This window comes from Streptomyces sp. NPDC090045, assembly GCF_044747975.1.
Taxonomy (GTDB): domain Bacteria; phylum Actinomycetota; class Actinomycetes; order Streptomycetales; family Streptomycetaceae; genus Streptomyces.
In genome coordinates this window covers 375,470-390,267 of sequence record NZ_JBIVFA010000006.1, presented here as the reverse complement: position 1 = coordinate 390,267, position 14,798 = coordinate 375,470, and the positions used below count along the sequence as shown (strand labels likewise).

The following is a 14,798-nucleotide window of genomic DNA, read 5'->3' as shown; positions in this document are numbered from 1 at the left end:
CGTTCCTCCGACGGGCGCGCCGTACGCGACCGTCCGCGACCTCAAGGGGGTGGCATGTCCGTAGACCAGGGCAGCTCCAAGGTGCTCACGCTCGTCAAGAGCGCGCCAGCGCCGGCCGTGTCCGACCGCTCGGAAGCCATCGACACCCGCACCCTCTCCCGCTCCCTCTTCCAGCGACTCGCCGCCCTGGACGCGGACAGCCCCGAACGGGCGTACGTACGCGACACCCTGATCGAGCTGAACCTGCCCCTCGTGCGGTACGCCGCGGCCCGGTTCCGCAGCCGCAACGAGCCGATGGAGGACATCGTCCAGGTCGGCACCATCGGCCTGATCAAGGCGATCGACCGCTTCGACTGCGAACGCGGCGTGGAGTTCCCGACGTTCGCGATGCCGACCGTCGTGGGCGAGATCAAACGATTCTTTAGGGACACCTCCTGGTCCGTCCGCGTCCCGCGCCGGCTCCAGGAGCTGCGCCTGGCGCTGACCAAGGCCAGCGACGAGCTCGCACAGAAGCTGGACCGCTCGCCGACCGTGCCGGAACTCGCCGCGGTGCTCGGGGTCTCGGAGGAGGACGTCGTCGACGGTCTCGCCGTCGGCAACGCCTACACCGCCTCCTCGCTCGACTCGCCCTCCCCGGAGGACGAGGGCGGCGAGGGCTCGCTCGCGGACCGCCTCGGCTACGAGGACACCGCGCTCGAAGGCGTCGAGTACCGCGAGTCCCTGAAGCCGCTGCTCGCCAAACTCCCGCCCAGGGAACGGCAGATCATCATGCTGCGCTTCTTCGCGAACATGACGCAGTCGCAGATCGGCGAGGAGGTCGGCATCTCCCAGATGCACGTCTCCCGGCTGCTGACCCGCACCCTCGCGCAGCTGCGCGCAGGTCTCATCGGAGAGTGACCGGGCGCCGCCCGCTTCCCAATTGACGATCCGTCAGGAAAACTGGCGCGATGCGAAAGGGATCGCGGGCGGCCACCACCCTCCTCGCCCTGTGCTGCACGGCGGCCGCCGGCCTCACCGGCTGCGGCGGTCGGGCACGGGACGGCTACCTGGCCGTGGGCGCTGCCGCCCCGGGCCCCGAACGGGGCGCGGGGGAGAACGTGGCGCCCCAGGGCCCGGTGGAGTTCCAGCAGCTCGGCGGCCCGTCCGCGGCGGGCGGCTCCTCCGCGTCGTCCGGTACGCCGGCCGATGCGCCGGGATCCGGGCCCCCGGGCGGCTCCGCTCCGGGCGCGGCCACGGCCACCGCCCCCGGCGGCTCCGCGGGCACTCCCGGTACCCCGGCCGGCCCCGGGCGGACCACACCGGCGGCGGGCACGCCGAACGCGCCGAACACTCCGGGGACGCCGTCGGGCTCACCCACGAGCCCGGGCGCCCCGACCACCAAGCCCGGCACCACGCCCGGCACCACGCCCCCGGCCCCGCCCGTGACCCCGGCGAAGCTGACGCTGTCCGCGCCGACGAGGGCGGCCGCGGCCGACCGCTGGTGCGAGCGGGTCACGGTGACCTTCACCAACACCGGCACGACGGCGGCCCGTGCGGGCACGGTCAGCTTCGCGACGCACATCATCGGCGCCCTCGGCATCGACTGGGCCACGATCACCACGACCCAGCCGCTGCCGGCGCCGCTCGCGGGCGGAGCCTCGAAGACGCAGACCTACACCGTGTGCGTGGAGGCGTGGCGGGTGCCGCTGGGCATGCACGTGGACACCCGGAGCGTCACCGCCACCTGGAGCTGAGGCGCCACCACCACCCGGAGCCGGGGCCGGCGCGGCCGGCCCCCGCCGGGTCCGTCAGTGCAGGACCACCCAGGCGGCCGCGCCGATCATGAGCACGAGCGCGATGATCAGCGCCACCTTGGCGGTCGAGCCCGAGGACCCGGACCGCTCCTGCTCCGCGGCGCGGCGCTGCTGGCGGGAGCCCGGCGCCGCCTGGCGGGCCGGTGCGGCCTCCTCGACGAAGGCCCGGAACATCTGCGTGCTGCCCGCGGGGTCGTAGTTGCCCTCGGGGACCTGTGAGTTGTGGTTCTCAGCCATGGAGCAGGACCCTAGCCGGTTTTCCGATTCTTTTACCGCCCCACCCCCCAGATTCGTTTGCCTGTAGCAACCATTCGCTTCTATGGTTGCCTGAAGCAACAAGATGGAGGGATCCGGTGACGATGACCGCTCCGACGGCTCCGACGGCCCTGGCGCCTCCGGCCGCTCCGCCCACTCCGACTCCGCACGAGGAGCTGGCCCGCCAGCTCACCGGAATCGGCGCGGTCAAGCGCGAGCTCGCCCGCAGCCTGCCCCCGGACTGCCCGCCCGGCGCGGCCGCCGTCCTCACCGTGCTCGACCGGCACGGGGAGATGCGGCTGAGCCGGCTGGCCGAGTACATGGCCGTGGACATCTCGGTGACCAGCCGGCACGTCACGCATGTCGCCGACCGCGGCTGGATCGAGCGCGAGACGGACCCGGGCGACGGGCGCTGCCGGATCCTGCGGCTCACCCCGGCCGGCCGCGCGCTGCTCGCCCAGCTCGGCGCCCGCTACACGGCCGCGCTGGAGAGAGCCCTGCACGGCTGGTCCGCCCAGGACATCGACGTGCTCAACACCCTGCTGGCCCGACTCCGATCGAGCTTCTAGACGAAGGAAAGACATGGCCCCGTCGGAGACGACGACCGACCACACACCCACCTCCGCGGCCGCGGGAGCATCCACTTCCGCGGCCGTGACCATGACCCACCCGCAGATCATGAAGGCCCTGTCCGGGCTGATGCTCGGCATGTTCGTGGCGATCCTGTCCTCCACGATCGTCTCCAACGCCCTGCCCCAGATCATCAGCGACCTCGGCGGCACCCAGTCCTCGTACACCTGGGTGGTCACGGCCGCCCTGCTGTCGATGACGGCGGCCACCCCCCTGTGGGGCAAGCTGTCCGACCTCTTCAGCAAGAAGCTGCTGGTCCAGATCTCCCTCGTGATCTACGTCCTCGGCTCCGTGGTCGCGGGCCTGTCCCAGAACACCGGCACGCTGATCGCCTGCCGCGTGGTCCAGGGCATCGGCGTCGGCGGTCTGTCGGCCCTCGCCCAGATCGTCATGGCCGCGATGATCTCCCCGCGCGAGCGCGGCCGGTACAGCGGCTACCTCGGCGCGGTCTTCGCCGTCGCCACCGTCGGCGGCCCGCTGCTGGGCGGCGTCATCACCGACACCGAGTGGCTGGGCTGGCGCTGGTGCTTCTACGTCGGCGTGCCGTTCGCGCTCATCGCCCTGATCGTGCTCCAGCGGACCCTGCACCTCCCGGTCGTCCGCCGCGACGTCAAGGTCGACTGGCTGGGCGCCTTCCTGATCAGCGGGGCCGTCTCGCTGCTGCTGATCTGGGTCACGCAGGCCGGCGACTCCTACGAGTGGATCTCCTGGCAGACCTGGGCCATGACGGGCGGCGCGGTCCTGCTCGGCCTGCTCTTCGTCCTCGTCGAGTCCCGCGCGAGCGACCCGATCATCCCGCTGCGGCTCTTCCGCAACAAGACGATCAGCCTGGCCTCGGCGGCCTCGCTGTTCGTGGGCATCGCGATGTTCTCGGGGACCGTGTTTTTCAGCCAGTTCTTCCAGTTGGCCCGGGGCGAGTCCCCGACGATGTCCGGAATCCTCACGATTCCGATGATCGCCGGGCTCTTCGTCTCCTCCACGGTTTCCGGTCAGGTGATCACCAAGACCGGTAAGTGGAAGGCCTGGCTCGTCTCCGGCGGCGTGCTGCTGACCGCCGGTCTGGGGCTGCTGGGCACCCTGCGGTACGACACCCCGTACTGGCACATCGCGATCTACATGGCCCTGACCGGCCTCGGTCTCGGCATGATGATGCAGAACCTGGTCCTCGCCACCCAGAACCAGGTGGCCCCCGAGGACCTGGGCGCGGCCAGCTCGGTCGTCACCTTCTTCCGCTCCCTCGGCGGCGCCATGGGCGTCTCAGCGCTCGGCGCGGTCATGGCCAACCGGGTCACGCACTACGTCCAGGACGGGCTGGCCGCACTCGGGCCGAAGGCCGCGGCCCTGGGCAGCGGCACCGCGGGGGGCGGGATCCCCGACCTCGACAAGCTGCCCGCACCGGTCCGCGAGGTCATCGAGTCCGCGTACGGGCACGGCGTCGGCGACGTCTTCCTCTACGCCGCCCCGTTCGCGCTCCTCGGCCTGGTGCTGGTGGTGTTCATCAAGGAGGTCGCGCTGAAGTCGAAGCCGTCGGCACACGCCCCGGTGGCGGCCTCGCCCGAGCCGGCTGCCTCCGCCGAGGCCGTCGTCAAGGCCTGAGCGGACTCGAGGCCTGAGCGGACTCGAGGCCCTGGGCTCAGGCCCTGGGCTCAGGCCCCGGCCGTGGCTTTGGCCTTGGCCTCGATGCCCGCGATCAGGACGTCGAGCGCGAGGCAGAAGTCGCCCTCGGGCGCCCGCCGGACCGCGCCCCCGCAGCCCTGCAGGAACTGCGACACGGCCAGGTGGGCGCCGGTCCGTGCGGCGTCCACCAGGCCGGTGGCGTCGAGCAGCCGCTGGAGGGCGGCGTCGAAGGCCCGCGCGTGCGGGCCGATGTTCGGGTAGGCGGCGGTGAGCGGAGCCACCCACGGATGGTCCGCCAGCACCCGCCGGTAGCCGCGGGCCAGCGCCTGCAGCCGGCCCGGCCAGCCCGCCTCGCCGGTGTCCGGCGGGCCGGCCGGCAGCCCGAGCTCGCCCAGGGCGCTGTCCAGGGCGAGTTCGAGCAGATCGTGCTTGGTGTCCACGTACCAGTACAGGGACATCGCGGTGACCCCGAGACCGGCGGCGAGCCGCCGCATCGAGAACCGGGCCAGCCCCTCGGCGTCGAGCAGCCGTACGGTCGCGGCGGTGATCCGCTCCCGGTCGAGCCCGGAGGGTGCCTCGGTGCGGCGTCTGGCGGGAGCGGCGGGCCTGGCGGTCAGCCACACACTGGTCCGGGGCTCGCCCGGATCGGCCGTGGTCACCATGCAGGCACCCTCCTCACGACAGGTGGATCAGCCCGGAATGCCCGGTCCGCCCTCTTGATGCTAGGGGGTGTCCTGTCGATCGGGCCTGATGAGACCCGATCGGACCGGATACGACCGGATCATGACGTCGGAGCGGTCAGGTCGTAGAACGTGGCTCCGCCGACCGTGGACGCCTTGAAGGCGGCCTTGACCCAGCTCTCGATCTCGCTGCTGGTGCCGCCGCCCGGACCGCCGCCCATGCGCGCGCCGCCCTCGGCGGCACCGGCGCCGCCGGTCGTGCCGCCCTGGCCGATGAACCAGTGGATCTTCCCTTCCCGCACGTACGCCTTGAACTGCTCCAGGGTCGGCGAGGGGTCGCTGCCGTTGAAGCCGCCGATCGCCATCACGGGCGCACCCGAGGCCAGCTGGTAACTGGCCGCGTTCTGCGAGCCGATGGCGGCCGCCGCCCAGGTGTACTTGTCGGCGTCCGTGGTGAGGGCCGCCCTGGCCTCGGCGCCGACCTGGGCCCCGTTCAGCAGACCGCCCGCTCCGCCCGGACCGCCGCCCGTGCGCATACCGCCGCGTCCGCCCGCAGCGCCCTGGCCCGGCGTCGTACCGCCTTGCGGCATGCCTCCTTGCGCCATGCCTCCCTGCGGCATGCCTCCCTGCGGCATGCCTCCCTGCGGCTGCGTACCACCCGGCTGACCGCCGCTCGGCCGGCCACCGGCCGGCTGCCCACCCTGGGTGCCCTGGCCGACCTGGCCGCCCGGGCCGCCCTGCGGCATCTCGCCGGTGCCGCCCGGGAAGCCGCCCATCATGCCGCCGGGGCCGCCCCGGCCGCCCGCCACCGCCGGTCCGGCGGTCACGATGGAGCCGGTGTGCCCGGTGTTCACGGTGGTCAGGCAGTACGCGAACGGCCCGGCCAGGGCCGCGGCCACTCCCAGCGCCGCCACGGCCGGCAGCATCCGGCGGCCCGCCCGCGCGGCGAACGGCAGCGCGGCCGCGGCGAGCAGCCCGCCCACCAGCACCGCCCAGCGCAGCCACGGCAGATAGCCGGTGGCGCGGCCGAGCAGCACGTACGACCAGACGGCCGTCAGGGCCAGCGTGCCCGAGAGGGTGATCGCGGCGGCCGCGGTGCCCCGCTCCTCCCACAGGACCGCGACGCCCATGCCGATCAGCGCGGCCACGAACGGAGCCAGGGCCACGGTGTAGTACTCGTGGAAGATGCCCTGCATGTAGCTGAAGACGATCGCGGTGATCAGCAGTGCGCCGCCCCAGGCCAGGAAGGCCGCCCGGGCCATGCCGTCCAGCGAGTCCGTGGCCCGGCGGGCCCGCCAGGTCACCACCAGACCGGCCACCAGCAGCACCAGGGCCGCGGGCAGCAGCCAGGAGATCTGCCCGCCGATGTTCCCCGAGAACAGCCGGTCGAAGCCGGTCTCCCCCCAGCCGCCTCCCCCGGCCCTGCCGCCCGGGCCGCCCATGCCGCCCTCGGGCAGGCCGTAGGCCGCGGCTCCGCCGGTCCGGGCACCGCCGCCGACGCTGCCGGTCTCGTTGCCGTTGATCCGGCCCAGGCCGTTGTAGCCGAGGGTCAGTTCCAGGAACGAGTTGGTCTGCGAACCGCCGATGTACGGGCGGGAGGACGCGGGCCACAGCTCGACGATCGCCACCCACCAGCCGCCGGCCGCCACCATCGCGAGCCCGGCCAGCAGCAGCTGGCCCAGGCGCCTGCGCAGCCGGGTCGGCGCGCAGACCGCGTACAGCAGCGCGAGCGGCGGCAGGATGACGAAGGCCTGCAGGGTCTTGGTGAGGAAGGCGAAGCCGACGGCGACGCCGGCCCAGACCAGCCACGTGGTGCGGGCCCCGTCGAGGGCGCGCAGCACGCAGTACACGGTGACGGTCAGCAGCAGCGTCAGCAGCGCGTCGGGGTTGTTGAAGCGGAACATCAGCGCGGCGACGGGCGTGAGCGCGAAGGCCGCACCGCTCAGCAGCGCCGCCCCGGGCCCGAACTGGCGGCGTACGGCCGCGTAGAGCACCGCCGTCGTGCCGACGCCCATCAGGGCCTGCGGGACGAGGATCTGCCAGGAGCCGAGCCCGAACAGGCGGACCGACAGCATCATCGGCCACAGGGCCGCCGGGGGCTTGTCGACGGTGATGGAGTTCCCGGCGTCGGAAGAGCCGAAGAAGAAGGCCTTCCAGCTCTCGCTGCCCGCCTGCACGGCGGCGGAGTAGAAGGAGTTGGCGTAGCCGGAGGAGCCCAGGTCCCACAGGAGCAGGGCGGCGGTGGCGATCAGCAGCCCGGCGAGGGCGGGCCGTTCCCAGCGGGGCCGGTCGGCGGCCCGCCGGCCGGTACGGGCCCGGGCCTCGGGGGCCGGGAAGAGCGGAGTTGCCGCGGTGGTCATCGAATGTCGTCCTTCGCAGGAGTGCCGCGCCGGTCGGGGAAGACCCAGGCGCGGAAGAGCAGGAACCGCAGCACGGTGGCGGCGAGGTTGGCGGTGATCAGGACGGCCAGTTCGGTGCCGTGCGCGGGATGGGCGGTGGCCGCTCCGAGCGCCGCGAGCGAACCGCTCGTCAGGGCCAGCCCGATGCCGAAGACCACCAGCCCCTGGGCCTGGTGGCGCACGGCCCGGTCCCGGCCGCGGACGCCGAAGGTGAGCCGCCGGTTGGCCGCGGTGTTCGCGACGGCGGAGAGCAGCAGGGCGGCGCCGTTGGCCGTCTGCGGGCCGGTCCCGCCGCGGAAGGCGGAGTACAGCACCAGGTAGAGCAGGGTGGACAGGGCTCCGACGGCGCAGAAGCCGAGGAGCTGGCGGGCCAGTCCCCCTTCCACGCCGGGCAGCGCGGTGCGATCGCGCGGATCGTCGCCGAAGGGGCGGGCGAGCCGGTCCAGCGGAAGCGCTCCGACGGCCAGCGCCCGGCCCACGCGCCACATCCCCTTCAGGTCCTCGGTGGCGGTCCGGACGATGTGGACGGTGGAGTCGGGGTCGTCGACCCAGTCCACCGGCACCTCGTGGATCCGCAGCCCGGCCCGCTCGGCGAGCACGAGCAGTTCGGTGTCGAAGAACCAGCCCGTGTCCTCCACCAGCGGCAGCAGCCGCTCGGCGACCTCGCGCCGGATGGCCTTGAAACCGCACTGGGCATCGCTGAACCGAGCGGCGAGCGAGGACCGCAGCAGGAGGTTGTAGGCGCGGGAGACGAACTCCCGCTTGGCTCCCCGCACCACCCGTGAGGAACGCGCCAGCCGGGTGCCGATCGCCAGGTCGGAGTGACCGGAGATCAGCGGTGCGACCAGCGGCAGCAGGGCATTGAGGTCGGTGGAGAGGTCCACGTCCATGTAGGCGAGGACGGGGGCTTCGGAGTCGGACCAGACGGTGCGCAGCGCCCTGCCCCGGCCCTTCTCCTCCAGCCGGGTGCTGCGTACGCCGTCCAGTGCGGCGGCGAGCCCGGCCGCGACCTCGGGGGTGCGGTCGGTGCTCGCGTTGTCGGCGACCGTGATCCGGAAGGGGTAGGGGAAGGTCCGGGTGAGGTGCTCGTGCAGCCGGCGTACGCACGGGCCGAGGTCCTTCTCCTCGTTGAAGACCGGGATCACCACGTCGAGGACGGGCTCACCCGGTACGGGCGCGAGGGGCGCCCGTACCGGAAGGGCCCCGGGAGAGGTGTCGGTTGGCATGCTCCGACCCTCGTGGAGCGGCCTGTCACCGCTGTGTGGTGAGCCTGTGCCCTGTCTGTGATTCCGGCTCCGTGGCCGCCGGCCGGGCGAGCGGCAGCACGACCTCGAACCGGGTCCGCCCGGGCTCGCTCCGTACGCCGACCCGCCCGCCGTGCGCGGTGACCACGGCCTGGACGATGGCGAGCCCGAGCCCGGTGGAGCCGGCCGTGCGGGAGCGGGAGGCGTCGCCGCGGGCGAAGCGCTCGAAGACGCGGGGGAGCAGCTCGGGCGGAATGCCGGGCCCGTCGTCCTCGACCATCAGCCGGACGGCGGATGTTTCACGTGAAACATGCGCGGTGACGGTGGTGCCGGGCGGGGTGTGCGTACGGGCGTTGGCGAGCAGGTTCACCAGGACCTGCTGGATCCGGGCCGGGTCCGCGCGGACGGGCGCGGGCTCCTCGGGCAGACTCAGGCGCCAGTGGTGCCCGGGCCCTGCGGCCCTGGCGTCGCTGACGGCGTCGACGACGAGCGGGGCCAGGTCGGTCTCGGTGTCGGCGCTGGAGAGCGGGCGGCCCGCGTCGAGCCGGGCGAGCAGCAGCAGGTCCTCGACGAGGCCGGTCATCCGGGTGGCCTCGGACTCGATCCGGCCGAGGGCGTGCCGGGTGTCGGGACCGGGCTCCTCCCGTCCCCGGCGGGTCAGTTCGGCATAGCCGCGGATGGAGGCCAGGGGGGTGCGCAGTTCGTGGCTGGCGTCGGCGACGAACTGCCGGACGCGCATCTCGCTCTGCTGGCGGGCCGTGAGGGCGGAGGAGACGTGGCCCAGCATCCGGTTGATGGCCGCGCCGACCTGGCCCACTTCGGTGCGGGGGTCGGCCTCGGCGTCGGGGACCCGCTCGTGGAGGGCGGGCTCGCCCTTGTGCAGGGGGAGCTCGGAGACCCGGGTGGCGGTGGCGGCCACCCGGCGCAGCGGGCGCAGGGCGACCCCGACCAGGGCCTGCCCGGCGAGGGAGGCCGCGATCAGCCCGGCGAGGGTGACGCAGACCTCGACCCCGACCAGGGTGCGCACGATGGAGTCGACCTCGCTCAGGGGGAAGGCGAGGGCCAGGCTCCCGTCGGGCGCGGCCAGCACCCGGTAGGCGCCGAGGCCCGGGAGGTCGGCGTCAACCGGCCGGGGCTGGGCCCGCGTGCCCGGCGCGCCCTGTCCGCCCTGTCCGCCCGCCGCGGCCTGTGCTGCCTGCGCGGCCTGTGCCGCCTGTGCCGCCTTCCGGGCGGCTGCGGCGAGGACCCGGCTCTGGGGCTCGGTGAGGGGCGGGGCGTCCTCGGGAACCCCCTCGACGCGGACGTTGCGGGCGGTCCCGAGCACCGTGCCGGCGGGATCCAGGCGTACCCCGGTGGCGTCCAGCGGACTGCCGGGGGCCGTGACGAAGCCGGTGCTGTTCTGCCGGGCCGGCTTCCCGGCGGGTATCCGGACGGCCATGCCGACGGAGGTGGTCAGCTGCTCGTCGAGCTGACCGACCAGGTACGAACGCAGGGCGAGGGTGGTGACGGTTCCGATGGCCGCGCCCACCACGGCGATCAGCGCCACCGCCGAGACGACGAGCCGGGTCCGCAGCGACCAGGGCCGGCGGCCACGCGGTCGCGGTCGCGGTCCCCCGCGGGCGGGGAAGCGGAAGCGCACTACTCGGCCGGCTTGATCAGGTATCCGGCGCCGCGCCGGGTGTGGATCATCGGAGCCAGCCCGGGGCCGCTCTCCAGCTTCCTGCGCAGGTAGGAGATGTAGAGCTCGACCACATTGGCCTGGCCGCCGAAGTCGTACGACCACACCCGGTCCAGGATCTGCGCCTTGCTCAGCACGCGCCGCGGGTTGCGCATGAGGTAGCGCAGCAGCTCGAACTCGGTCGCGGTCAGGTGGATCTCCCGGTCGCCCCGCACCACCTCGTGGCTGTCCTCGTCGAGCCGCAGATCGCCGACGGCCAGCACCGAACCTCCGCGGGCGGCCTGCGCCGCTCCCGAGCGCCGGACCAGGCCGCGCAGCCGGGCCACGACCTCCTCCAGGCTGAAGGGCTTGGTGACGTAGTCGTCGCCGCCCGCCGTGAGGCCGGCGATCCGGTCCTCCACGGAGTCCCGGGCGGTCAGGAACAGCACGGGGACCTGGGGGATCTCCCGGCGCAGCCGCCCGAGAACCGCGAGGCCGTCCATGTCGGGAAGCATGATGTCGAGGATCACCACGTCCGGCCGGAACTCCCGCGCCGCCCGCACCGCACCGGCCCCGTCGCCGGCGCTGCGGACCTCGCAGCCCTCGTACCGCAGGGCCATGGACAGCAGCTCGGAGAGCGCGGCCTCGTCGTCGACGACGAGCACCCGGCAGGGCCCGCCGTCGGGCCGCACGAGGGCCGTGTGGTTGCTGGTGGACGTGGACGCATGGGAGGTGGTCGTCGCAGTCATACCGGACACGCTCTCCGGGACCTCTGAGAGCGTTCTTGTGCCTGCCTGTGAATTTCCTGAGAAACGGGAAACGGCCCTCAGCCGTCGAGCCGGAACAGCCGGGCCCCGTTGTCGTGGCAGACCGCGCGGAGCCAGTCGTCGCCGAGGCCGAGCCGTTCGAGGGCGACCAGCTGGTGCTCGTAGGGGTAGGGGATGTTCGGGAAGTCGGTGCCGAGCAGGATCCGGTCGCCGAGGTCCGCGAGCCGTCCGAACTCACCGGGCGGGAAGCCGCTGAGCCGCTCGGAGAAGTCGGTGAAGACCATGGTGGTGTCCAGGCGCACCGCGGCGTACCGGTCGGCGAGGTCGAGGAAGTCGGCGTACTCGGGCATGCCCATGTGCGCGATGACCAGCGGCAGCCGCGGGTGGCGGGCCAGCAGCCGGCCGACCGGCTCGGGTCCGGTGTACTTGGCCGGGACGGGACCCGACCCGCAGTGGATCACGATCGGGATGCCGGCCTCGGCGAGCAGCCCCCACACCGGATCCAGCCGGTCGTCATTGGGGTCGTAGCCGCCGACCTGGAGGTGTGCCTTGAAGATCCGCGCCCCGGAGTCGACGGCCCGGCGGACGTACGCGGCGGCGCTCTCCTCCGGGAAGAAGGTCGCGGTGTGCAGGCAGTCGGGGGTGCGGGCGGCGAAATCGGCGGACCAGGAGTTGAGCCAGGCGGCCATCTCCGGTTTGTGCGGGTAGAGCATGGCGGTGAAGGCCCGGACCCCGAACTCCCGCAGCAGCGCGACCCGCTGCTCCTCCTCGTGCCGGTAGGTGATCGGCCACTCGACGCCGGTCAGCGGGCCGACCGCGTCGAAGTACTCCCAGACCTTGTCCAGGACCCGCTCGGGCATGAAGTGCGTGTGGACGTCGACCAGTCCCGGCAGCCCTAGCCGCTCCCGGAAGGCGCGGACCGCCTCAGCCGTTGCGGACAAAGCCGTGGCTCCGCTCGACGGTCGCGACGTGCAGGGTGTAGCTCTCGTACCAGTCGTTGCGGCCCTGCTTCATGGCCGCCTGGTGCTCCAGGTCCTCCCGCCACGCGCTGAGGGACTCGTGGTCGCGGAAGTAGGCGACGGTGATGCCGAGACCGCCGGGGGTGCGGGCGAACTCGTACCCGAGGTACCCCGGATTCGTCCGGACGATCTCCTTCATCCGGGCGAGGGTCTCGGGATATCCACTGTCGTCGTCGGTCCGGACATTGCTGAAAACGGCCATGACATAAGGCGGTTCGAAGGCCGCCACCGGCTGGATGCTCATGCCCTCCAGCCTCTGCGGACCGCCCCGGCGTGTCCACCGATAACGGCCCCGGAAGGCCAAAGGGATCCAAGTTTTGACCTTGACCGACGAGGGGCTCACCGGGGCCGCCCCGGGCCGACCTGGGCTGACCGGGGTCCCGAGTGCACTCCTCAGAACAGCCCGTCCTGCTCCGCCGGCGCGGGTGCGGCCGACGGCACCTCCGCCACCGGGACCGACGTCACCGCCTCGTCCCCCGGGGCGGTGAGCTCCCAGCCGGCCAGCAGCCGGGTGTCCACGACGAGCCCGTCCGCGAAGTGCAGATCGGGACCGGCCGCGCCCACCAGCCTCCCCACGACGGCCCCGCCGGGGACCATCCCGGTGAGCACCCGCGCGGGCTCCGGCAACCCGTCCAGTCCGAACGCCCCGGCATGGTCGGTGACTTCGCACCCCACCCGCTCCAGCGACTCCGGCCACCCGGGCAGCGCCGCGGCCCGGGCGTGCAGCTCGGCGACCTCCCGGGCCCGGTCCGGCCCCGGCGGCAGCTGGGCCCGTACGGCGCGCTTGCGGGCGTACGCGATCCGGTCGGGCACCCCGAGCGCCGCCCGCAGCAGCTCCTCGGCGCGCCGGGTGGCCATCAGCGGACCGCGGCCCAGCCAGGCCCAGGTCACCGCGCCCTGCTCCAGCAGCCGGGCGGAGCCGCGCTCCTCGGCGGTGATCCCGACCTTGACCATGCCGGGCCCGAACCAGGCCAGGTAGACCCGATAGGTGCGCGGATCTGCGGCGTTGGTGTCGGCCGCCACGGAGAACGACCGGTCGAGGCGGGCGCATTCGGGGCACTGCGCGTTCCCGGCGCGGGCGGGCACGAGGGCGGCGGTCGGACACGGCGTCCGCTTCCCTGCGCGCCGCACGCCGAGGCAGTGCCGCTCGCCGCTCGCGGCGAAGGCCAGCCGCTGCCCGTACGCCAGCACGCTCGTCCGCTCGCCGCGCCCCTCCCCGTACCACCCGATGACCGGTCGGCCGTCCTTCCACCGGATCCCGGTGCACCACCAGGTCACAGCGGCAGCGGCCGTTCGAAGAAGGTGTCCAGCACGACCGTGGCATGCGTACCGCTGACGCCTTCGATGGCGTAGAGGCGGCGCAGCACGTCCTGCAGCTGCTCGGTCGAGGGCGTGCGCACCTTGACCAGCACGGAAGCGCTGCCCGCGATGATGTGCGCCTCCTGGATCTCGGGGATCGCGGCGAAGTCGGCGCCGGACTCGCCCATCCAGGCGTTGGAGTCGACCATCACGTAGGCGAGGACCCCACTGCCGACGGCGGCCGGGTCGACGTCGATGGTGGTCCGCCGGATCACCCCGCGCTCGCGCAGTTTGCGTACGCGCTCGTGGGTGGCCCCGGCCGAGAGCCCGACGGCCGTGCCGAGAGCGGCGTACGACTGGCCGGCGTCCTGCTGCAGGCGCAGGACGAGCGCACGGTCGATGTCGTCCACGCAATCTTCCTCTCTTGGGCCTGTCGACCCTTGCGAAGACGGTACCTGATCCTGCAATCTCACCATCAGACCGAACATCATTCGGCGAAACTCTCTCGGGGGGGAATCATGTCTGCCATAGCCGACCTCACCTTGTACGAGATCCTGGACGAGCGCTTCCGGACCGGCCGCTGCACCAACGGCGACGCCCGGCTGGAACGCCTCTACGACGACTGCCGCTGGGCGGAGGGCCCGCTGTACCTCCCCGCCTGGAGGCAGCTGGTGTGGAGCGACATCCCCAACGACCGGATGCTCCGCTGGGACGAGGAGACCGGTGCGGTCTCGGTCTTCCGATCCCCGGCCGGCCATCCCAACGGCAACACCCTGGACCGCGAAGGCCGCCTGATCACCTGTGAGCAGGGCAACCGGCGCGTCACCCGCACCGAACCGGACGGCAGCCTCACCGTCATCGCCGACCGCTACGACGGCAAGCGGCTCAACAGCCCGAACGACGCGGTGGTCCGCTCCGACGGCTCCATCTGGTTCTCCGACCCGGACTTCGGCATCACCAGCGACTACGAGGGCCACCGCGCCCCCGGCGAGATCGGCGCCTGCAACCTCTACCGGGCCGACCCCTCGACCGGCGAGGTCCGCTTGGCCGCCGACGGCTTCCTCGGCCCCAACGGCCTCGTCTTCTCCCCCGACGAGAGCGAGCTGTACGCCGCGGACACCCGCGCGGGCCACATCCGCGCCTTCAAGGTCACCGACGACGGCGCCCTCACCGACGGCCGGGTCTTCACCGCCTGCCCCGGGGTCGACAACATCCGCTTCGACGACGAGGGCCGGCTGTGGGCGGCCGCGATGGAGAACGGCGTCCACTGCTACGCCCCGGACGGCACCCTGATCGGCCGCGTCCGCGTCCCCGAGCCGGTCTCGAACATCACCTTCGGCGGGGCCAAGAACAACCGCCTCTTCATCACCGCCACCACCTCCCTCTACTCCCTGGTGATGTCGGTGACCGGCCTCCCCCGCGTCCTCTGAGTGCTACC

At 73.0% G+C, this 14,798-nt stretch carries 15 protein-coding genes; 5 read left to right on the top strand and 10 right to left on the bottom strand.

Annotated features, from left to right (window positions below):
* Positions 1-54 precede the first annotated feature (54 nt).
* Both ACIPYQ_RS19390 and ACIPYQ_RS19385 read left to right on the top strand, forming a co-directional pair.
* Positions 55-897, top strand: a complete 843-nt coding sequence (locus tag ACIPYQ_RS19390; RefSeq protein WP_361753407.1) for an RNA polymerase sigma factor SigF — start codon at positions 55-57, stop codon at positions 895-897.
* Positions 898-947: 50 nt separating this feature from the next.
* A complete protein-coding gene (locus ACIPYQ_RS19385; RefSeq protein WP_401252597.1) occupies positions 948-1,733 on the top strand; it encodes a hypothetical protein in 786 nt (261 codons plus the stop codon).
* Positions 1,734-1,787: 54 nt separating this feature from the next.
* Here ACIPYQ_RS19385 and ACIPYQ_RS19380 read toward each other — a convergent pair whose 3' ends face one another.
* On the bottom strand, positions 1,788-2,030 hold the full coding sequence (locus ACIPYQ_RS19380; RefSeq protein WP_401252594.1) for a hypothetical protein: 243 nt from the start codon (positions 2,028-2,030) through the stop codon (positions 1,788-1,790).
* A 122-nt stretch (positions 2,031-2,152) separates the two neighbouring features.
* Between ACIPYQ_RS19380 and ACIPYQ_RS19375 the strand changes: the two genes are divergently transcribed.
* A complete protein-coding gene (locus ACIPYQ_RS19375) occupies positions 2,153-2,617 on the top strand; it encodes a MarR family winged helix-turn-helix transcriptional regulator (RefSeq protein WP_401252591.1) in 465 nt (154 codons plus the stop codon).
* Positions 2,618-2,708: 91 nt separating this feature from the next.
* Positions 2,709-4,274 carry an MDR family MFS transporter gene (locus ACIPYQ_RS19370; protein WP_361753549.1) on the top strand — a complete coding sequence of 522 codons (1,566 nt, stop codon included), beginning with the start codon at positions 2,709-2,711 and terminating at the stop codon, positions 4,272-4,274.
* Positions 4,275-4,324: 50 nt separating this feature from the next.
* Here ACIPYQ_RS19370 and ACIPYQ_RS19365 read toward each other — a convergent pair whose 3' ends face one another.
* The 9 genes from ACIPYQ_RS19365 to ACIPYQ_RS19325 form a co-directional block, all read right to left on the bottom strand.
* Positions 4,325-4,957 carry a TetR/AcrR family transcriptional regulator gene (locus ACIPYQ_RS19365; RefSeq protein ID WP_401252588.1) on the bottom strand — a complete coding sequence of 211 codons (633 nt, stop codon included), beginning with the start codon at positions 4,955-4,957 and terminating at the stop codon, positions 4,325-4,327.
* Between the two features lie 119 nt (positions 4,958-5,076).
* Positions 5,077-7,335 carry an ArnT family glycosyltransferase gene (locus ACIPYQ_RS19360; RefSeq protein ID WP_401252585.1) on the bottom strand — a complete coding sequence of 753 codons (2,259 nt, stop codon included), beginning with the start codon at positions 7,333-7,335 and terminating at the stop codon, positions 5,077-5,079.
* Entirely contained in the window at positions 7,332-8,600 is a 1,269-nt protein-coding gene (locus tag ACIPYQ_RS19355; RefSeq protein ID WP_401252582.1) for a glycosyltransferase, read from the bottom strand. The genes ACIPYQ_RS19360 and ACIPYQ_RS19355 overlap by 4 nt, the downstream gene beginning before the upstream one ends.
* Positions 8,601-8,625: 25 nt before the next feature.
* Positions 8,626-10,164, bottom strand: a complete 1,539-nt coding sequence (locus ACIPYQ_RS19350) for a sensor histidine kinase (RefSeq protein WP_401252579.1) — start codon at positions 10,162-10,164, stop codon at positions 8,626-8,628.
* 92 nt (positions 10,165-10,256) lie between these two features.
* The gene (locus ACIPYQ_RS19345; RefSeq protein WP_361753393.1) at positions 10,257-11,024 is read right to left on the bottom strand and encodes a response regulator transcription factor; all 768 of its coding nucleotides are present in this window, start codon (positions 11,022-11,024) and stop codon (positions 10,257-10,259) included.
* 77 nt (positions 11,025-11,101) lie between these two features.
* On the bottom strand, positions 11,102-11,983 hold the full coding sequence (locus tag ACIPYQ_RS19340) for an amidohydrolase family protein (RefSeq protein ID WP_401252576.1): 882 nt from the start codon (positions 11,981-11,983) through the stop codon (positions 11,102-11,104).
* Positions 11,967-12,305, bottom strand: a complete 339-nt coding sequence (locus ACIPYQ_RS19335) for an antibiotic biosynthesis monooxygenase family protein (protein ID WP_401252573.1) — start codon at positions 12,303-12,305, stop codon at positions 11,967-11,969. Before ACIPYQ_RS19335 ends, ACIPYQ_RS19340 begins: the two co-directional genes overlap by 17 nt.
* Positions 12,306-12,454: 149 nt before the next feature.
* Positions 12,455-13,339: a DUF2797 domain-containing protein gene (locus ACIPYQ_RS19330; protein WP_401252570.1), complete on the bottom strand. Its 885-nt coding sequence runs from the start codon at positions 13,337-13,339 to the stop codon at positions 12,455-12,457.
* Positions 13,336-13,770 (bottom strand): Lrp/AsnC family transcriptional regulator, encoded by a 435-nt coding sequence (locus tag ACIPYQ_RS19325; protein WP_361753385.1) that lies wholly within the window; start codon positions 13,768-13,770, stop codon positions 13,336-13,338. Before ACIPYQ_RS19325 ends, ACIPYQ_RS19330 begins: the two co-directional genes overlap by 4 nt.
* Positions 13,771-13,878: 108 nt before the next feature.
* Between ACIPYQ_RS19325 and ACIPYQ_RS19320 the strand changes: the two genes are divergently transcribed.
* Complete coding sequence (locus ACIPYQ_RS19320; RefSeq protein WP_401252567.1) at positions 13,879-14,790, top strand: SMP-30/gluconolactonase/LRE family protein; 912 nt, start codon at positions 13,879-13,881, stop codon at positions 14,788-14,790.
* The last annotated feature ends 8 nt before the right edge of the window (positions 14,791-14,798 follow it).